18 protein-coding genes are annotated in these 18,299 nt (G+C 38.7%); 17 read left to right on the forward strand and 1 reads right to left on the reverse strand.

What is annotated here, in order from left to right:
• Positions 1-5: 5 nt before the first annotated feature.
• Positions 6-677 (reverse strand): prepilin peptidase, encoded by a 672-nt coding sequence (locus HMPREF2697_RS10245; RefSeq protein WP_004182732.1) that lies wholly within the window; start codon positions 675-677, stop codon positions 6-8.
• Between the two features lie 109 nt (positions 678-786).
• On the opposite strand from HMPREF2697_RS10245, the gene HMPREF2697_RS08810 reads away from it, so the two are divergent.
• The 17 genes from HMPREF2697_RS08810 to ileS all read left to right on the forward strand — a co-directional run bounded on the left by HMPREF2697_RS08810 (position 787) and on the right by ileS (position 18,259).
• The gene (locus HMPREF2697_RS08810) at positions 787-1,308 is read left to right on the forward strand and encodes a Dps family protein (protein ID WP_004182731.1); all 522 of its coding nucleotides are present in this window, start codon (positions 787-789) and stop codon (positions 1,306-1,308) included.
• 88 nt (positions 1,309-1,396) lie between these two features.
• Positions 1,397-1,849, forward strand: coding sequence for a Fur family transcriptional regulator (locus tag HMPREF2697_RS08815; protein WP_070850426.1), 453 nt, complete (start codon positions 1,397-1,399; stop codon positions 1,847-1,849).
• Positions 1,850-1,935: 86 nt separating this feature from the next.
• The gene (locus tag HMPREF2697_RS08820) at positions 1,936-2,142 is read left to right on the forward strand and encodes a YqgQ family protein (protein WP_004182729.1); all 207 of its coding nucleotides are present in this window, start codon (positions 1,936-1,938) and stop codon (positions 2,140-2,142) included.
• Positions 2,135-3,103 (forward strand): ROK family glucokinase, encoded by a 969-nt coding sequence (locus HMPREF2697_RS08825; protein ID WP_045768883.1) that lies wholly within the window; start codon positions 2,135-2,137, stop codon positions 3,101-3,103. Before HMPREF2697_RS08820 ends, HMPREF2697_RS08825 begins: the two co-directional genes overlap by 8 nt.
• A gap of 144 nt (positions 3,104-3,247) precedes the next feature.
• Positions 3,248-5,098, forward strand: coding sequence for a translational GTPase TypA (typA, locus tag HMPREF2697_RS08830; protein WP_002884130.1), 1,851 nt, complete (start codon positions 3,248-3,250; stop codon positions 5,096-5,098).
• A 19-nt stretch (positions 5,099-5,117) separates the two neighbouring features.
• Positions 5,118-5,387: a DUF3165 family protein gene (locus HMPREF2697_RS08835; protein ID WP_002884134.1), complete on the forward strand. Its 270-nt coding sequence runs from the start codon at positions 5,118-5,120 to the stop codon at positions 5,385-5,387.
• A 127-nt stretch (positions 5,388-5,514) separates the two neighbouring features.
• Positions 5,515-6,867, forward strand: coding sequence for a UDP-N-acetylmuramoyl-L-alanine--D-glutamate ligase (gene murD / locus HMPREF2697_RS08840; protein ID WP_070850428.1), 1,353 nt, complete (start codon positions 5,515-5,517; stop codon positions 6,865-6,867).
• Positions 6,868-6,870: 3 nt separating this feature from the next.
• Positions 6,871-7,941, forward strand: coding sequence for a UDP-N-acetylglucosamine--N-acetylmuramyl-(pentapeptide) pyrophosphoryl-undecaprenol N-acetylglucosamine transferase (locus tag HMPREF2697_RS08845; protein ID WP_070850429.1), 1,071 nt, complete (start codon positions 6,871-6,873; stop codon positions 7,939-7,941).
• 9 nt (positions 7,942-7,950) lie between these two features.
• Entirely contained in the window at positions 7,951-9,093 is a 1,143-nt protein-coding gene (locus HMPREF2697_RS08850; protein ID WP_070850430.1) for a cell division protein FtsQ/DivIB, read from the forward strand.
• A 126-nt stretch (positions 9,094-9,219) separates the two neighbouring features.
• The gene (gene ftsA, locus HMPREF2697_RS08855; RefSeq protein ID WP_014633299.1) at positions 9,220-10,596 is read left to right on the forward strand and encodes a cell division protein FtsA; all 1,377 of its coding nucleotides are present in this window, start codon (positions 9,220-9,222) and stop codon (positions 10,594-10,596) included.
• Between the two features lie 28 nt (positions 10,597-10,624).
• Positions 10,625-11,947 (forward strand): cell division protein FtsZ, encoded by a 1,323-nt coding sequence (gene ftsZ / locus HMPREF2697_RS08860; RefSeq protein WP_014633298.1) that lies wholly within the window; start codon positions 10,625-10,627, stop codon positions 11,945-11,947.
• A gap of 2 nt (positions 11,948-11,949) precedes the next feature.
• Positions 11,950-12,633, forward strand: a complete 684-nt coding sequence (locus HMPREF2697_RS08865; RefSeq protein ID WP_004182721.1) for a YggS family pyridoxal phosphate-dependent enzyme — start codon at positions 11,950-11,952, stop codon at positions 12,631-12,633.
• A gap of 4 nt (positions 12,634-12,637) precedes the next feature.
• Positions 12,638-13,222, forward strand: coding sequence for a cell division protein SepF (locus tag HMPREF2697_RS08870; RefSeq protein WP_004182720.1), 585 nt, complete (start codon positions 12,638-12,640; stop codon positions 13,220-13,222).
• A 3-nt stretch (positions 13,223-13,225) separates the two neighbouring features.
• Complete coding sequence (locus tag HMPREF2697_RS08875; RefSeq protein ID WP_004182719.1) at positions 13,226-13,483, forward strand: YggT family protein; 258 nt, start codon at positions 13,226-13,228, stop codon at positions 13,481-13,483.
• Positions 13,483-14,286 carry a YlmH family RNA-binding protein gene (locus HMPREF2697_RS08880; RefSeq protein WP_061652203.1) on the forward strand — a complete coding sequence of 268 codons (804 nt, stop codon included), beginning with the start codon at positions 13,483-13,485 and terminating at the stop codon, positions 14,284-14,286. The genes HMPREF2697_RS08875 and HMPREF2697_RS08880 overlap by 1 nt, the downstream gene beginning before the upstream one ends.
• A gap of 52 nt (positions 14,287-14,338) precedes the next feature.
• The gene (locus HMPREF2697_RS08885) at positions 14,339-15,214 is read left to right on the forward strand and encodes a DivIVA domain-containing protein (protein ID WP_002884119.1); all 876 of its coding nucleotides are present in this window, start codon (positions 14,339-14,341) and stop codon (positions 15,212-15,214) included.
• Between the two features lie 246 nt (positions 15,215-15,460).
• A complete protein-coding gene (gene ileS, locus HMPREF2697_RS08890; protein WP_070850433.1) occupies positions 15,461-18,259 on the forward strand; it encodes an isoleucine--tRNA ligase in 2,799 nt (932 codons plus the stop codon).
• Positions 18,260-18,299 lie beyond the last annotated feature (40 nt).

Genomic DNA, 18,299 nt, shown 5'->3' on the forward strand with positions numbered 1-18,299 from the left:
GAGGTTTATCGGCTTTTTTCTATCACAATTGAACAAAAAGTAAGGAGTACTATCCCGAGAAAAAGAAATGGAACAAATGCGATGTATTCCTTGAGATTTCTTCGTAGAAGGAAGTAAGCTAGTCCTAATAGGCAGGCAATTTCAATAATTAGTAGTGTTTTTGAAAGTGGGAAAATAAGTGAGGCACTAGCTAAGTAGAGAAAATCGCCTTCTCCAATGTTTAAACGTTTAATATAGGATATAATTGCTAATATGAGTCCTAAGGTAAAAGTGAGATAGTGGTTTCCCATGAATAGGAGCGGGAGTGTTCCAACTATCCAAATCAGAAGCGGATAGGATTTATGCTTCAAATCAAAAATTGATAAACAAAGGCTGAAGTAAAGAAAGTAGGTTACTTCAAGACTCAAAAAGTCATAGAAATATAGCAGGCATATTACTCCACAAAATAGTTCCATAAAGAGGTAACGAAGAGGTATAGAAGTCTGACATGATCGACATCGAGATCTTAAGAAAAGTTGTGAGAGGATAGGGATCATCTCGAAAAAACGCAACTGATGCTTGCAATGACTACAGTGACTACTAGGAAAAATAATCGACTTCTCAGGGAAACGATCACAAATCAGTCCGATAAATGAACCTAAAGAGGCTCCCAGAAAAAAATAAATAATACTTAACATACCTAATTATTCGAAAAAGAGTGAGAAAAAACATTTTGCTTGCATCTTATTTAGAAATATTCTAAAATAAAAATATAAATAATAGTAATTCTAAATAAGGAGAATTAATATGGTATATTCAATTAAAGAAACAATCAATGAAACAGTTAACCAACAAGCTGAAACACCCTCAAATACAAAAACTAAAGCAGTTTTGAATCAAGCAGTTGCTGATTTGTCTGTAGCAGCTTCGATCGTTCACCAAGTTCATTGGTATATGCGTGGTCCTGGTTTCCTCTATCTTCATCCAAAAATGGATGAATTGATGGATAGTTTGAATGCTCATCTTGATGTTATTAGTGAGCGTTTGATTACTATTGGTGGGGAACCATACTCAACTTTGGTAGAATTTTCATCCAATTCAGGCTTGACTGAAACTACTGGTACATTTGATAAACCAATGTCTGATCAAATTCAATTATTGGTTGATACATACAAATATTTGTCAGTATTGTTCCAAGTTGGTTTGGATATCACAGATGAAGAAGGAGATGCTCCTTCAAATGATATCTTCACTGCAGCTAAATCTGAAATTGATAAGACAATCTGGATGTTGACTGCTGAGCTTGGACAAGCGCCAGGCTTGAGATAAGCATTTTTGAGTTAAGATGATTGTCAAGAGTTCCTCTAAAAGTGTATAATAGACGTAAAATACTTTTAGAAGAAGGGGGGGTGGCGATATGTCTGTACATCGACGTAGTCTAGGCATTTATGAAGATGTCCTAAATCAGTTAAAAGCTAAAGGAATTCGGTTGACGGAATCTCGTAAAGCTGTTATTCGCTATTTGATGATGTCTGATCAACATCCTAGTGCAGATGTGATATATTATGACCTACTCCCTGACAATCCTGGGATGAGTTTAGCGACGGTCTATAACAACCTGAAGGTGTTGGTTGAAGAAGGGATTGTCTCTGAAATTAAGGTTAATAATGATAATACAACCTATTATGATTTTATGGGGCATGACCACTTAAACATTGTTTGTGAAAAATGTGGTCACATTACTGACTTAGACTTACCGATTCCGTCTTTCAAGGAAGAGGTAGAATCACAAACAGGATTTCGCATTACTCGTGAACAGATGATTTTACATGGGATTTGCCCGAATTGTCAAAAACCTGAGTCTAAATGACTCAGGTTTTTTTGAAGTATACAATAATCTGTAAAGGTTTTCAAAACTATCTTGTCATGGCAGAAGCTTTTTGCTAAAATATTGCTATGAAAACTTTATATGACGTTCAACAGTTGTTGAAACAGTTTGGCATAGTAGTTTACCTAGGGAAAAGGCTTTATGATATCGAAATGATGAAGATTGAGTTAGAAGCCCTCTACCAGAATGGTTTGGTGGATAAGGACAACTATCTTACTGCTGAAATGATTTTACGACGTGAACATCGCATTGAAATGGAGAAAGAAAATGAGTAAAAAACTCTTGGGAATTGACCTTGGTGGAACAACTGTTAAATTTGGTATTTTGACTTCAGAAGGTGAAGTGCAAGAAAAATGGGCGATTGAAACAAATACGCTTGAAAATGGTCGTCACATCGTCCCTAACATCGTGGAGTCTTTGAAACACCGTTTGGAAATGTACGGACTTACTGCAGAAGATTTCATTGGAATTGGTATGGGTTCTCCAGGAGCTGTTAATCGTGAAAATAAAACGGTCACTGGTGCTTTCAACTTGAACTGGGCAGAAACTCAAGAAGTTGGATCTGTCATCGAAAAAGAACTCGGTATTCCATTTGCAATTGATAATGATGCTAACGTTGCTGCCCTCGGTGAACGTTGGGTTGGTGCTGGTGCTAACAATCCTGATGTTGTCTTTGTGACATTAGGAACAGGAGTTGGTGGCGGCGTTATCGCTGATGGTAACTTGATCCATGGTGTTGGCGGTGCTGGTGGTGAAATTGGCCACATTATCGTTGAGGCTGAAACAGGATTTGAATGTACTTGCGGAAACAAAGGATGCTTGGAAACTGTAGCTTCTGCAACAGGTGTCGTACGTTTGGCACGTCATTTAGCAGAAGGATATGAAGGTGACTCTTCTATTAAAGCTGCTGTAGATAATGGTGAGCAAGTAACAAGTAAAGATATTTTCGTTGCCGCTGCCGAAGGCGACAAATTTGCTGATAGCATCGTTGACAAAGTCTCTGAATACCTCGGACTTGCAACAGCAAATATCTCAAATATTCTTAACCCAGATTCAGTTGTCATCGGTGGTGGTGTTTCAGCAGCTGGTGAATTCTTGCGTAGCCGTGTCGAAGGATACTTTACACGTTATGCATTCCCACAAGTTCGCCGTACAACAAAAGTGAAATTAGCAGAACTTGGAAATGATGCTGGTATCATCGGAGCTGCTAGTCTTGCACTTACAATTGATAACTAATGAATGACAGAAGGTGTGTCTGACCAATTATAGGTGGACAGCACCTTTTTCTTGTTGAAAAACGTTTACAATCAGCTGAGCTCTGCCATTTTGTTGAAAATGTGGTATACTTTAAAAGTTGAAATAAAAATTAAAGAGGAAAAAATGACTAAACTTAGAGAAGATATCCGTAACGTAGCCATCATTGCCCACGTTGACCACGGTAAAACAACACTTGTTGATGAATTGTTGAAACAATCACACACTCTTGACGAGCGTAAAGAGCTTGATGAGCGTGCAATGGACTCAAACGATCTTGAAAAAGAACGTGGAATTACCATCCTTGCCAAAAATACAGCCGTTGCTTATAACGGTACGCGTATCAACATCATGGATACACCAGGTCACGCGGACTTCGGTGGAGAAGTTGAACGTATCATGAAAATGGTTGATGGGGTTGTCCTTGTTGTCGATGCCTACGAAGGTACAATGCCTCAAACACGTTTTGTGTTGAAAAAAGCGCTTGAGCAAAACTTGACACCTATCGTTGTTGTTAACAAGATTGATAAACCATCAGCTCGTCCTGAAGAAGTTGTTGATGAAGTTCTTGAACTTTTCATCGAGCTTGGTGCCGATGATGATCAGTTGGAATTCCCAGTTGTGTATGCATCAGCGATTAACGGAACATCATCATTGTCAGATAACCCTGCTGATCAAGAGCACACTATGGCTCCAATCTTTGACACTATTATTGACCACATCCCAGCTCCTGTAGATAACTCAGATGAGCCTCTTCAATTCCAAGTGTCACTTCTTGACTACAATGATTTCGTTGGACGTATCGGTATCGGACGTATCTTCCGTGGAACTGTAAAAGTCGGTGACCAAGTTACCCTTTCAAAACTTGATGGAACAACAAAGAACTTCCGTGTTACTAAACTTTTCGGTTTCTTTGGTTTGGAACGTCGTGAAATTGAAGAAGCAAAAGCTGGTGATTTGATTGCCATCTCAGGTATGGAAGACATCTTCGTTGGTGAAACAATTACACCCACTGATGCTGTTGAACCATTGCCAGTTCTTCGTATTGACGAACCAACACTTCAAATGACTTTCTTGGCTAATAACTCACCATTTGCAGGTCGTGAAGGTAAACACGTGACATCACGTAAAGTTGAAGAGCGTCTCTTGGCAGAGTTGCAAACAGACGTATCTCTTCGTGTAGATCCAACTGACTCACCAGATAAATGGACAGTTTCAGGACGTGGGGAATTGCACTTGTCAATCCTTATTGAAACAATGCGTCGTGAAGGTTACGAACTTCAAGTGTCTCGTCCAGAAGTTATCATCAAAGAAATTGATGGTGTGAAATGTGAGCCATTTGAACGTGTTCAAATTGATACTCCGGAAGAGTACCAAGGTTCTATCATCCAAGCCCTTTCAGAACGTAAAGGTGATATGCTTGATATGCAAATGGTTGGTAACGGTCAAACACGTCTTATCTTCCTTGTACCAGCTCGTGGACTTATCGGATTCTCTACTGAATTCTTGTCTATGACACGTGGTTACGGTATCATGAACCATACTTTCGACCAATACTTGCCAGTTGTTGCTGGTGAAATTGGTGGACGTCACCGTGGTGCCCTCGTTTCTATCGATACTGGTAAAGCGACAACTTACTCAATCATGCGTATTGAAGAACGTGGTACAATCTTTGTTAACCCAGGTACTGAAGTTTATGAAGGTATGATTGTTGGTGAAAATGCTCGTGAAAATGACCTTGGTGTCAATATCACTACAGCAAAACAAATGACAAACGTGCGTTCAGCAACTAAGGACCAAACGGCTGTTATCAAGACTCCACGTATCTTGACTCTTGAAGAATCGCTTGAATTCTTGGATGATGATGAGTACATGGAAGTAACGCCTGAATCTATCCGCTTGCGTAAACAAATTTTGAATAAAGCAGAGCGTGATAAAGCCAATAAACGTAAGAAAAAAGCAGCAGAAGCTGAATAATATATAGAGAGGAGAAGAGATGTTTTATCTGATTGTTGCTATATTGATTGCATCATTCTATTTCTTTATTGCACCAAAGTCGGTAAAAAACACCATGAATCTTCTCTTTGTCATGGCTACTTTAGCATTGCTCCTACTTTTAGCAGTGCTATCAATCATTAAATTCTTCAGTTTACCTGGTGAGTTCTTTGTTACGGTGGGAATGCTTGTATTGAGCTATTTCACCTTGAAAGATTTTTTCGCCATGTCAGAGCTTAATCATGAAAAAGCTGAACATGAAGATAAGTAAGTAGCATGAGATTAAAAGTCAATCGGATAGATTGGCTTTTTCTTTTGCCAAGAAGAGGTAACTCCTTGAAATAGCTTGGGATAAAGGGTAAAATGATTATGATACAATTTGAGAGAATGGACGAATTATGAAATCAGTAACACAATTTGAAAATAAAAAAGTTTTGGTCCTTGGTTTGGCTAAATCTGGTGAAGCAGCTGCCCGCCTATTGGCTAAGTTGGGTGCTATTGTCACAGTAAATGATGGTAAACCATTTGAGGAAAATCCATCAGCACAGGCGCTTCTTGAAGAAGGGATCAAGGTTGTCTGTGGCGGACATCCTCTTGAACTTTTGGATGAAAATTTTGAATTAATGGTGAAAAATCCTGGAATTCGTTATGACAATCCAATGGTAGCTCGTGCACTTGAAAAAGGCATTCCTGTTTGGACTGAAGTGGAATTGGCTTACCTAGTATCTGAAGCACCTATTATCGGTATTACAGGCTCAAATGGTAAGACAACAACGACAACTATGATTGCTGATGTCCTAAACCATGGTGGCAAATCGGGTGTCTTGTCTGGAAATATCGGTTTCCCTGCGTCAGAAGTTGCACAGTCAGTTACTGCTCAAGATACCTTAGTTATGGAATTGTCTTCTTTCCAATTGATGGGGATTGATAGCTTCCATCCACATATTGCTGTGATTACTAACTTGATGCCGACACATATTGACTATCATGGTAGTTTTGAAGAATATGTGGCTGCCAAATGGAATATTCAAAATCAGATGACTGCGGATGATTTTGTTGTTTTGAACTTCAATCAAGATTTGGCTAAGGAATTAGCTACACAAACTAAAGCACAAGTAGTACCATTCTCAACAGTGGAAAAAGTAGATGGTGCCTATCTTGAAAATGGTGGCCTCTACTTCAAAGGTGAATTGGTGATGCAAGCTGATGAGATTGGCGTTCCTGGTAGTCATAATGTTGAAAATGCCTTGGCAACTATAGCTGTAGCAAAATTGTCAGGTATTTCAAACCAAGCTATCAAGGAAACCCTCGCAAGCTTTGGTGGGGTTAAGCACCGTCTCCAATTCGTTGACACTATCAATGAAGTAAGATTCTACAATGACAGTAAGTCAACAAACATTTTAGCGACACAAAAAGCACTTTCTGGGTTTGATAATAGTAAAGTCATTTTGATTGCCGGTGGTTTGGACCGTGGTAATGAATTTGATGAACTCATTCCTGACATTACTGGTCTTAAGAAAATGGTGATTTTAGGGGAATCAGCTCCTCGTGTCAAACGTGCTGCTGATAAAGCGGGCGTGACTTATCTTGATGCCAAAGATGTGGCAGATGCGACACGTATTGCCTTTGATCAAGCCAGTGCAGGAGATGTTGTCTTGTTGAGTCCTGCAAACGCAAGCTGGGATATGTACAAGAATTTCGAAGTGCGTGGTGACGAATTTATTACAACTGTTGAGCAATTGAAGGGATAGTCTATGGCAAAAGCGAAAAAGATTGTTTTTACCGGTGGTGGAACCGTTGGACATGTGACTTTAAATCTTATCTTAATTCCAAAATTTCTCAAAGATGGATGGGAAGTGCACTATATCGGTGATAAGCACGGGATTGAACATGAGCAGATTGATAAATCTGGCTTAGATGTGACTTTCCATAGTATTGCTACAGGTAAACTACGTCGTTATTTTGCATGGCAAAATATGTTGGATGTCTTTAAAGTTGGTTGGGGGATTCTACAGTCTATTGCAATTGTTGCCAAGATTCGTCCCCAAGCACTCTTTTCAAAGGGTGGATTTGTCTCAGTGCCACCGGTAATTGCTTCTAAATTATTAGGGGTTCCTGTCTATGTGCATGAGTCTGACCTCTCTATGGGCTTGGCCAATAAAATTGCCTACAAATTTGCGACTACTATGTTTACGACTTTTGAACAATCAAATGGATTGGCGAAGACAAAACATGTAGGTGCGATTACAAAGGTAGGAATGGCGACATCTAATCAGTCTGATGCCCTTGATAAGATTAAAGAACAGTTTGATGACAACTTAAAAACTGTCCTTTTCATTGGTGGATCAGCTGGTGCAAAGGTATTTAATGATTTTATTAGTAATACTCCACAACTGACGGAAAAATATAATGTCATTAATATTTCTGGGGACTCTTCATTGAATACCTTAGAACGTCATCTTTATAGAGTTGATTATGTGACAGATTTGTACCAACCTCTTATGGATACGGCAGATTTAGTTGTAACTCGTGGTGGCTCAAATACGATTTTCGAATTGTTGGCTATGAAAAAACTTCATTTAATTATTCCTTTAGGGAAAGAAGCTAGCCGAGGAGACCAACTTGAAAATGCTGCTTATTTTGAACGAAAAGGTTACGCACGTCAATTACAGGAAACAGAATTAAGTTGGGAAACCTTAAATCATGAGCTTGAACAACTTGTTGAACATGCAGAGACTTACAAAGAAGCTATGGCTAAATCTGAGGAAATCACTTCTCCTGATGATTTTTATAACCTATTAGTGACTAGTATTTCAAAAAAATAAAGGAATTTCATGGCAAAAAAGGATCAAGAATCACAAGAAAAACAAGTTCTCACAGAGTGGCAGAAGAGAAACCTCGAATTTTTGAGAAAAAAAGAAACCGAAGATTCTGAAGAATTTGCGAATGGAAAGGTCGTGCATTCAGAAGAAGCGACTTCAAATGAGAACCAGCCACCAGTGAAAAAGAAGGTTAGAAAGAAAAAAAAGACCAAAAGGAAGAAACGAAAAAAAGGGAACACGGCTAGTAATATTCCAATTGCACAACAAAATCTTGCAGGACTAGTTATTCTTATCGCTGCACTCCTAATCGTATTTTCACTTTTCTTTATTTCACCTTGGTCAAAACAAAAGGTTCTCACTGTATCAGGAACAAAAAATGCTTTACCAGAAGATGTGAAAGTTGCAAGTGGTATTCTTGATACAGACTATATCACTCATGTCTTTTTCAACCAAGGAAAGATTGCATCAACTGTTGAAAAAACCAATGTTTGGGTTAAAAAGGCTACAGTAACATATAGTTTTCCAAATCAATTTAATATTGCAGTAAAAGAATACCCAATCGTGGCTTATCGTCAAACTACAAATGGTTATGTTTCTATTCTTCAAAGTGGTAAGACAGGAGGAACAGTTTCAACTAGTAATCTACCTGATAAATTCATCACCTTAAAGATGGATGACGAGAAGAAAATTGAAGAGTTAGTAAAAGAATTAAATAAACTTGATACAAAAATCAAGAATAATATTCAAATTATTAATCTTACGCCTACTAAAGCAACTTCAGATTTACTAACGATTGAGCTGTATGATGGCAATTCCATTCGTGTTCCACTTTCTCAATTAACAGTTAAGCTTCCTTACTACGAGAAAATTAAGAGTCAACTTTCAGATGGAAGTATTGTAGATATGGAAGTTGGACTTTATACAACGACTCCTGAAGTTGAATCATCAAAAACTGATGGGGATAAAAAGAAAGATAAAGATAAGACTGATAAAAAAGAAGAAAATGCAACTTCTGAAGAAGGTCAAGATACTACAACATCAATGGAACAGCATTCTGAGGAAGAGTCTAATTCTGAAAATCCGGGTATTCAAGGACAAGAAAATCCAACTGTTGGTCAAGAAACAACTCATCGGACTTCCCCTGCTCAAGGCTAATATTGAATAATAAAAAACGTAAAATGCTGACATTTTACGTTTTTTTATGGTACAATAGTATCCGAATAATTCTGTTTTTATACAGTTTACAAAGATATTGAATGGAAAGATTGAGAGGTCGAGTGAATGGCTAGAGATGGCTTTTTTACAGGATTAGATATAGGAACTAGCTCGATTAAGGTTCTTGTTGCTGAGTTTATTGATGGATCAATGAATGTCATCGGAGTAAGTAATGTTAAGAGTTCTGGTGTGAAAGATGGCATCATTGTTGACATTGACGCTGCAGCGAAATCAATCAAAACAGCTATTGAACAAGCAGAAGAAAAAGCTGGGATTGTTATTGAGCAAGTGAACGTTGGGCTTCCAGCTAATCTTCTTCAAATTGAGCCTACACAAGGTATGATTCCTGTAACAAGTGAATCAAAAGAAATCAAAGATGAAGATGTTGAAAGTGTTGTTCGCTCAGCCTTGACAAAGAGCATTACACCTGAGCGTGAGGTTATCTCACTAGTTCCTGAAGAGTTTATTGTTGATGGCTTCCAAGGAATTCGTGATCCTCGTGGAATGATGGGGATTCGTCTTGAAATGAGAGGTCTCATTTACACAGGTCCAACAACGATTCTTCACAACCTTCGTAAGACAGTTGAACGTGCGGGTATTCAAGTAGAGAATATTATCATCTCTCCTCTTGCAATGACACGTGCTGTTCTAAATGAAGGTGAACGTGAGTTTGGTGCTACTGTTATTGATATGGGTGGCGGTCAAACAACTGTTGCAAGCATGCGTGCTCAAGAACTTCAATTTACCAATATTTATTCTGAAGGTGGCGAGTACATCACTAAGGATATTTCAAAAGTTTTGAAGACTTCAATGCAGATTGCTGAAGCACTTAAGTTCAATTTTGGTAATGCAGATATTGAAGAAGCAAGCGAAACAGAAACTGTCCAAGTAGAAGTTGTAGGTGAGAATTCACCAGTTGAGATTACAGAAAAATACCTTGCTGAGATTATCTCAGCTCGTGTGAAGCATATCCTTGATAGAGTTAAACAAGACTTGACTCGAGGACGTCTACTTGATTTGCCTGGTGGCATTGTCCTTGTAGGTGGAACAGCTATCATGCCAGGTGTGGTTGAAGTTGCTCAAGAAATTTTTGAGACAAATGTTAAACTTTACGTGCCAAATCAAGTTGGTATCCGTAATCCAATGTTTGCAAATGTGATTAGTCTTGTTGAGTATGTTGGTCTTCTTACAGAAGTTGATATCATCGCACAACAGGCTGTGTCTGGTGAAGAGTATCTTCGTCGTAAACCAATCGACAATGAGGCTCCTGCCTTGAGTTTTGATAGAACTCCTACTCCAGCACCTCGAGTGGCTCCTCAGCCAAATCCTGTTCCAGTTGAGAACACCATTGAGGTACCTCTGCCAGTTGAAGAAGAAAATCATGAACAAAAACAAAAACTTGGTGATCGTGTTCGTGGTATTTTCGGCAGTATGTTTGATTAATTGAATCTAGTAAAAGCGAGGAAATAAAATGAGTTTTTCATTTGATAGCGCATCAGTTCAAGGTGCGGTAATTAAAGTTATCGGTGTCGGTGGAGGTGGCGGAAACGCCATCAACCGAATGATTGAAGAAGGTCTTGCTGGTGTTGAATTTATTGCAGCTAATACTGATATTCAAGCACTCAGCTCTTCTAAAGCAGAAACAGTAATCCAATTGGGTCCTAAATTGACTCGTGGCCTTGGTGCCGGAGGTCAACCTGAAGTTGGTCGTAAGGCAGCTGAAGAAAGTGAAGAAACACTTACAGAAGCACTTACAGGAGCTGATATGGTCTTTATCACTGCTGGTATGGGTGGTGGCTCTGGTACAGGGGCAGCACCAGTTATTGCACGTATTGCGAAAAGCTTGGGTGCATTGACAGTTGCAGTTGTGACACGTCCATTTGGCTTCGAAGGTAACAAACGTGGTGCCTTCGCTGTTGAAGGTATTCAAGAGCTGCGTGAGCAAGTTGATACCCTACTTATTATCTCAAACAATAACCTTCTTGAAATTGTTGATAAGAAAACACCACTTCTTGAAGCTCTTAGTGAAGCAGATAATGTTCTTCGTCAAGGGGTCCAAGGTATTACAGACCTTATCACTAACCCAGGTTTGATCAACCTTGACTTTGCCGATGTGAAAACTGTTATGGCAAATAAAGGTAATGCACTTATGGGTATTGGTATTGGTTCAGGTGAAGAACGTATTGTTGAAGCTGCACGCAAAGCAATCTATTCACCACTTCTTGAAACTACTATTGATGGTGCAGAAGATGTCATCGTTAACGTAACTGGTGGTCTTGATATGACCCTTACAGAAGCAGAAGAAGCATCTGAAATTGTTGGTCAAGCAGCTGGTAACGGTGTTAACATTTGGCTTGGTACATCTATCGATGATACATTGAAAGATGAAATCCGTGTAACTGTTGTTGCAACTGGAGTTCGCCAAGATCGTGCTGAAAAAGTATCTGGTATGAAAGCTCAGCCACGTAAAGTGACTACAGCTCCTTCACACCCCTCAGCTCCTACTCAGCAAGTTGCTCAAGGAGAGCAACGTCCAGTTTCTCAACCTTCATTTGAACGTCAACCAAATTTTGACTATAATGAAACACCTTCAATGCCACAACCAGGAGTTCGTCCTGCAGCAGCAACTCCTCAACAAGAGCAGTCAGCTTTTGGTAATTGGGATTTGAGACGTGATAATATTTCTCGTCCTGAAACTGGTCAACTAGATAGTCAATTGACTATGTCTACATTCTCAAGTGATGTTGAAGATGATGATGAATTGGAGACACCACCATTCTTTAAAAATCGTTAATAATGACTATAGAAGAGAATAAAAATAATGTTTATCAGGCGGTAAAAAAAGCTTGTGAAAAGGCTAATCGCTCTAGCGATGAAGTCAATATTATTGCCGTAACCAAATATGTTTCAAGTGATGTCGCTGAAGAATTGGTTAAAACGGGAATCAAGCACATTGCTGAAAATCGCGTTGATAAATTCTTAGATAAGTATCAAGCTTTAAAAAATTATGATTTGACTTGGCACCTCATTGGTACCCTGCAACGTCGTAAAGTAAAGGATGTTATTAATTTAGTTGATTATTTTCATGCTTTGGATTCTGTTAAATTGGCAGAGGAAATTCAAAAGCGTGCCGACCACACCATTAATTGCTTCCTACAAGTAAACGTTTCAGGTGAAGAGTCAAAACATGGTTTTTCTCCAGAAGAACTTGATACTGTTCTAAAACAAATTGAAAATCTTGATAAGATTTGTATAGTTGGACTCATGACTATGGCTCCAATTGATGCAGATGCTCAAGAACTTGATAAGATTTTTGCTGAGACAAATGAACTTAGAAAATCAATTCAAGAGAAAAAACTAAAGAATGTTCCTTGTGATCAGTTAAGCATGGGGATGAGTCGAGACTATGACATGGCTATTCAAAATGGATCAACCTTTGTCAGAATAGGCAGTGCATTCTTTAAAGAGAACGGAGAATAACCTTATGGCATTAAAAGACGCAATTGATAAAATTGTTTCATATTTTGATACCGACGAAGTAACAGATTATGAAGATGCTGCTAAAGAAGAGGCTAAAGAACGTCCAGTAAAAGCACAGAAACCTGTGCAGACACCACCTCCTCGTCAGCAACGTCAACCTGAGCGTTATCAGGCTACAGTCCCTCCTCGTCGCCAACATGTTCATTCAGACTTACAGGAAACTCAAGTCCTTCGTAGTTTACCTCTGAGTCGTTCACAAGCAAATCAGGGACCACAACAAATGAATACAACTAAAGCAACAATTGCAATTAAATATCCTAAAAAGTATGAAGATGCTCAGGAAATTGTAGAACTATTGATTGAAAACGAATGTGTTTTAATCGATTTTCAATATATGTTGGAAGCGCAAGCTCGTCGTTGTCTTGATTTTATTGATGGTGCTAGCAAGGTGCTTACAGGCAACTTGCAAAAAGTTGGTTCTTCAATGTATTTGCTTACGCCAATTAATGTCGTTGTTGACATCGAAGAGATTGGGTTGGCGCATGGCAACCAAGAAGCTAATTTTGACTTCGACATGAAGAGACGTTAAGCAATGTCTGTATTACTTTATGTTATTTGGGCACGTGTTGTTAACGTGATAGAGATTCTTCTTGTAGTCTATGCGTTCTTATCATGGTTCCCAGGGGCCTATGATACTAGCCTTGGAAGAATCATTAGACAAATTGTTCAACCGATTCTCGCACCATTTCGTCGCCTGAATTTAGCTTTTGCTGGTATTGATTTTTCAATATTGGTAATTGTACTTCTACTAAACTTTTCACTTAGAATTCTTAGATTTATTCTACTCTGATGTCAGATATTAAAAATATTGAACAGCATTACTCGTTAGATGAACGTCCTTTTCTAGAGAAGGTTAGGGGATTTTGTCAATTAGTTGATGATAGGTACAGTCCTTACTTAACTGATTTCTTGAATCCTCGTGAAATTCAGATTGTTGAAGAGTTAGCTCATTACTACAATTTAAAATTTTTTGTGAGTTCTACTCTTGAATCTGAAGAGTATGGAAGAGTCATTCTTGCTCCCGAATATTACGAGCTTGATGACGATGACTTTGAAATTAAACGACTAGAAATCTCTTATGCGAGACAGTTCAATAAATTGACACACCCAAAAGTTTTGGGAGCACTGATTAATCAACTTGGTCTTGACCGTCAAGTATTTGGAGATATTATTCTTGATGAAGAAGGACGTGTTCAATTTTCCATTGCTTCTCATTTAGCAAGTTATGCGATAATGACTATTACTAAGATTGGTAATGTTTCGGTTACTCTAAAAGAAGTAAGCAAAGACGATTGGATTTCAAATCAAGAAAACTATTCACAATTTTTTGTTTTACTTTCCAGTATGCGTCTTGATAATGTGTTGGCGACGGTATTAAACCTATCCCGTTCTAACGCCTTAAAACTTATTGCTTCTGGAAAAGTTAAATTAAATTATAGACAAATTGAGAAGGCTAATCAGACGGTTATGATTGGTGATATGATTTCGGTTAGAGGTTATGGTCGATTTCGACTAGCTCAACAAGACGGATTTTCAAAGTCCAGGAAAGCTAAAATCGTTATTGAAAGTCTGTTAAGACGGAGAAAAAAGTAGTTATTTAATTTAAACCATCAGATATGGTAATGAAAAATAAAGGAGGCCTGTAATGGCTATTACAGCACTTGATATTAAAGATAAACAGTTTACAACTAAATTTCGTGGATATAATGAGCAAGAAGTTGATGAATTTCTTGATATTATTGTAGATGATTATGAAGATTTGGTTCGTGACAATCGTGAACTTGCTGCTCGTGTAAAAGAGCTTGAAGAAAAATTGGCTTATTTTGATGAAATGAAAGAATCATTGAGTCAATCAGTTATTTTGGCTCAAGAAACAGCTGAAAAAGTTAAAGCTTCAGCGGCTGATGAATCAGCTAACTTGATTAATAAGGCTAACTTCAATGCTACTCATTTGGTTGAAGAAGCTAAATCTAAAGCATCTGAAATTCTTCGTGATGCAACAGATGAAGCCAAACGTGTTGCCATCGAAACGGAAGAACTTAAACGTCAAAGTCGTGTCTTCCACCAACGCCTATTGGCTGCAGTTGAAGGTCAGCTTAGCTTGGCAAGTGCTCCAGAATGGGGTGAATTGTTGCAACCAACAGCTATTTATCTTCAAAATTCAGATGCTGCCTTTAAAGAAGTTGTTGAAAAAGTTTTGGATGAACATGTACCAGATTCAAATGACGCAGCTTCATTTGATGCAACTCGTCAATTCACTCCTGATGAAATGGCTGAACTTCAACGTCGCGTTGCTGAAAGTAATAAGCAAGTTGAAGATTTCTCTAGTCCAGAAGTTGATGAAACAAACGAAGTTGTTTCAACTCCAGTTGATTTTGGTATTCCAGATACTTTCGAGAGTGAAGTAGCAGATTTCCCAACTTCAGCACCAGTAGATGAAGATTTTGATTTACAACCTGAGTCAACAGGTGAAATTAATCTTAACGAAACACAAACGTTTAAATTGAATATTAGCGAATAAGAAAAATACAACTTACCAAGTATATTAACAGCGAGTGGGAGATGGTGTGAGTCCCACATTCCCTATTTGGATAGTTATCATTTTCAAGCATTCTAACTGAACTAAGTAAGTTAGAAGGATGGTCCTCCTTACGGACATATGAGGGAGCAAATGTTTTTTGCTCTGAATTAAGGTGGTACCACGAGCTTTCGTCCTTTTTGATGAAGGCTCTTTTTATTTAGTAAATTAATTTAAAGAGGAGATATAATGAAACTCAAAGAAACCTTAAATCTAGGTAAGACAGCTTTTCCAATGCGAGCTGGACTTCCTAACAAAGAACCAATCTGGCAAAAAGAGTGGGAAGATGCTAAGATGTATCAACGCCGTCAAGAGTTGAACCAAGGTAAACCTCACTTCACTCTTCATGATGGTCCTCCGTATGCCAATGGTAATATTCACGTTGGACATGCGATGAATAAAATTTCTAAGGATATCATTGTTCGTTCAAAATCAATGTCTGGTTTCTATGCTCCTTACGTTCCTGGTTGGGATACGCATGGTCTTCCAATTGAGCAAGTGTTGGCAAAACAAGGTGTGAAACGTAAAGAACTTGATCGTGCTGAATATCTTAAGATGTGTCGTGATTATGCACTTTCACAAGTTGACAAACAACGTGAAGATTTCAAACGTCTTGGTGTTTCGGCTGATTGGGATAACCCATATGTTACTTTGACACCAGACTATGAGGCTGCACAAATCCGTGTCTTTGGTGAGATGGCTAAAAAAGGTTACATCTATCAAGGTGCAAAACCAGTTTATTGGTCATGGTCATCAGAGTCAGCACTTGCTGAAGCCGAAATCGAGTACCATGATTTAGTTTCAACTTCACTTTACTATGCCAATAAGGTTAAGGATGGTAAAGGAGTACTAGACACAGATACATATATCGTAGTTTGGACAACAACACCATTTACAGTAACAGCTTCACGTGGTTTGACTGTTGGTGCTGATATTGAATACGTTCTCGTAAAACCTGCCGGAGAAGACCGAAAATTTGTCGTTGCTTCTGAATTACTTAATAGTCTTTCTGAGAAGTTCGGTTGGACAGATGTGGAAGTACTTCAGTCATACCGTGGAGAAGAATTGAATCAAATCGTCACTGAACACCCATGGGATACAGAAGTTGATGAGCTTGTTATCCTTGGTGATCACGTAACTACAGATTCAGGTACAGGTATCGTCCATACGGCTCCTGGTTTTGGTGAGGATGACTATAACGTAGGTATCGCTAATGGCCTTGAAGTTGCCGTAACCGTTAATGAGCGTGGTATCATGATGGAAAATGCTGGTCCTGATTTTGAAGGTCAGTTCTACGATAAAGTGGCGCCAATCGTTATGGAAAAACTTGGTGATTTGCTCCTTGCTAAAGAAGAAATCTCACACTCATACCCATTTGACTGGCGTACGAAGAAACCAATCATCTGGCGTGCTGTGCCACAATGGTTTGCCTCTGTTTCTAAATTCCGTCAAGAGATTTTGGATGAGATTGAAAAAGTTAAATTCCATTCTGAGTGGGGTAGAGTTCGTCTTTACAACATGATTCGTGACCGTGGTGACTGGGTAATCTCTCGTCAGCGTGCTTGGGGTGTGCCACTCCCAATCTTCTATGCTGAAGATAAAACACCAATCATGACCGAAGAAACAATTGAACATGTGGCTAAACTTTTCGAAGAGCACGGTTCAGTTATCTGGTGGGAACGTGATGCCAAAGATCTTCTTCCAGAAGGCTTTACACATCCAGGTTCACCAAACGGAGAGTTCACTAAAGAAACTGACATTATGGACGTATGGTTTGACTCAGGTTCATCATGGAATGGTGTCGTTGTTAACCGTCCTGAGTTGACTTATCCAGCTGACCTTTATCTTGAAGGTTCAGACCAATATCGTGGATGGTTTAACTCATCACTTATCACATCTGTTGCTAATAATGGTGTTGCACCATACAAACAACTCTTGTCTCAAGGTTTTGCGCTTGATGGTAAGGGTGAAAAGATGTCTAAATCTCTTGGTAATACTATTGCGCCTAGTGATGTTGAGAAACAATTTGGTGCTGAAATTCTTCGTCTTTGGGTAACAAGTGTTGATACAACTAATGACGTTCGTATCTCAATGGATATCCTTAGCCAAGTATCAGAATCTTATCGTAAGATTCGTAACACACTTCGTTTCTTGATTGCTAATACCTCTGACTTCAATCCAACAACTGATGCAGTAGCTTTTGAAGACTTGCGTTCTGTAGATCAGTACATGACTATTCGATTTAACCAATTAGTTAAGACTATTCGTGATGCCTATGCAAACTTTGAATTTTTGACTATCTACAAAGCCTTGGTTAACTTTATTAACGTTGAGTTGTCTGCATTCTATCTTGATTTTGCCAAAGATGTTGTTTACATTGAAAGTGCAGAATCACTTGAACGTCGTCAAATGCAAACAGTCTTCTACGATATTCTTGTCAAGATTACAAAACTATTGACACCAATCCTTCCTCACACTGCAGAAGAAATTTGGTCATATCTTGAATTTGAAACAGAAGACTATGTTCAATTGTCTGAGTTGCCAGAAGCAGAAGATTTCGCTGGTCAAGATGCACTTCTTGAAAAATGGAATGCCTTCATGGATTTCCGTGGCCAAGCTCAAAAAGCTTTGGAAGAAGCGCGTAACGAAAAAGTTATCGGTAAATCTCTTGAAGCTCATTTGACAATCTATCCTAATGCTGAAGTCAAAGAACTTCTTGAAGGTTTGAATACTAACCTTGCTCAACTTTTGATTGTTTCAGCATTGACTATTGCTGAAGGAGATGCTCCTGAGTCTGCTGTAAGCTTTGAAGGTGTAGCATTCACAGTAGAACGTGCTGAAGGTGATGTCTGTGATCGTTGCCGTCGTATCGATCCAACTACCAAAGAACGTAGCTACAATGCGACTATCTGTGATCACTGTGATAGCATTGTTGAAGAAAACTTTGCTGAAGGTGTCGCAGAAGGTTTTGAAGTAAAAGCAAAATAAAAAGAGTGGCTCTTTGTCAACTGTAGTGGGTGACGAAAAG

Origin of the sequence: Streptococcus sp. HMSC064D12 (genome assembly GCF_001837205.1) — a bacterium.
GTDB classification, from domain to species: Bacteria; Bacillota; Bacilli; order Lactobacillales; family Streptococcaceae; genus Streptococcus; species Streptococcus salivarius_D.

What these genes read in the sequence shown, in the direction of transcription:
- HMPREF2697_RS08820 (WP_004182729.1), top strand. Translation starts at nt 1,936, where the DNA reads ATGAAAACTTTATATGACGTTCAACAGTTGTTGAAACAGTTTGGCATA.
- HMPREF2697_RS08870 (WP_004182720.1), top strand. Translation starts at nt 12,638, where the DNA reads ATGGCATTAAAAGACGCAATTGATAAAATTGTTTCATATTTTGATACC.
- HMPREF2697_RS08835 (WP_002884134.1), top strand. Translation starts at nt 5,118, where the DNA reads ATGTTTTATCTGATTGTTGCTATATTGATTGCATCATTCTATTTCTTT.
- HMPREF2697_RS08845 (WP_070850429.1), top strand. Translation starts at nt 6,871, where the DNA reads ATGGCAAAAGCGAAAAAGATTGTTTTTACCGGTGGTGGAACCGTTGGA.
- ftsZ (WP_014633298.1), top strand. Translation starts at nt 10,625, where the DNA reads ATGAGTTTTTCATTTGATAGCGCATCAGTTCAAGGTGCGGTAATTAAA.
- typA (WP_002884130.1), top strand. Translation starts at nt 3,248, where the DNA reads ATGACTAAACTTAGAGAAGATATCCGTAACGTAGCCATCATTGCCCAC.
- HMPREF2697_RS08825 (WP_045768883.1), top strand. Translation starts at nt 2,135, where the DNA reads ATGAGTAAAAAACTCTTGGGAATTGACCTTGGTGGAACAACTGTTAAA.
- HMPREF2697_RS10245 (WP_004182732.1), bottom strand. Translation starts at nt 677, where the DNA reads ATGTTAAGTATTATTTATTTTTTTCTGGGAGCCTCTTTAGGTTCATTT.
- HMPREF2697_RS08875 (WP_004182719.1), top strand. Translation starts at nt 13,226, where the DNA reads ATGTCTGTATTACTTTATGTTATTTGGGCACGTGTTGTTAACGTGATA.
- ileS (WP_070850433.1), top strand. Translation starts at nt 15,461, where the DNA reads ATGAAACTCAAAGAAACCTTAAATCTAGGTAAGACAGCTTTTCCAATG.
- murD (WP_070850428.1), top strand. Translation starts at nt 5,515, where the DNA reads ATGAAATCAGTAACACAATTTGAAAATAAAAAAGTTTTGGTCCTTGGT.
- ftsA (WP_014633299.1), top strand. Translation starts at nt 9,220, where the DNA reads ATGGCTAGAGATGGCTTTTTTACAGGATTAGATATAGGAACTAGCTCG.
- HMPREF2697_RS08865 (WP_004182721.1), top strand. Translation starts at nt 11,950, where the DNA reads ATGACTATAGAAGAGAATAAAAATAATGTTTATCAGGCGGTAAAAAAA.
- HMPREF2697_RS08885 (WP_002884119.1), top strand. Translation starts at nt 14,339, where the DNA reads ATGGCTATTACAGCACTTGATATTAAAGATAAACAGTTTACAACTAAA.
- HMPREF2697_RS08810 (WP_004182731.1), top strand. Translation starts at nt 787, where the DNA reads ATGGTATATTCAATTAAAGAAACAATCAATGAAACAGTTAACCAACAA.
- HMPREF2697_RS08815 (WP_070850426.1), top strand. Translation starts at nt 1,397, where the DNA reads ATGTCTGTACATCGACGTAGTCTAGGCATTTATGAAGATGTCCTAAAT.
- HMPREF2697_RS08850 (WP_070850430.1), top strand. Translation starts at nt 7,951, where the DNA reads ATGGCAAAAAAGGATCAAGAATCACAAGAAAAACAAGTTCTCACAGAG.
- HMPREF2697_RS08880 (WP_061652203.1), top strand. Translation starts at nt 13,483, where the DNA reads ATGTCAGATATTAAAAATATTGAACAGCATTACTCGTTAGATGAACGT.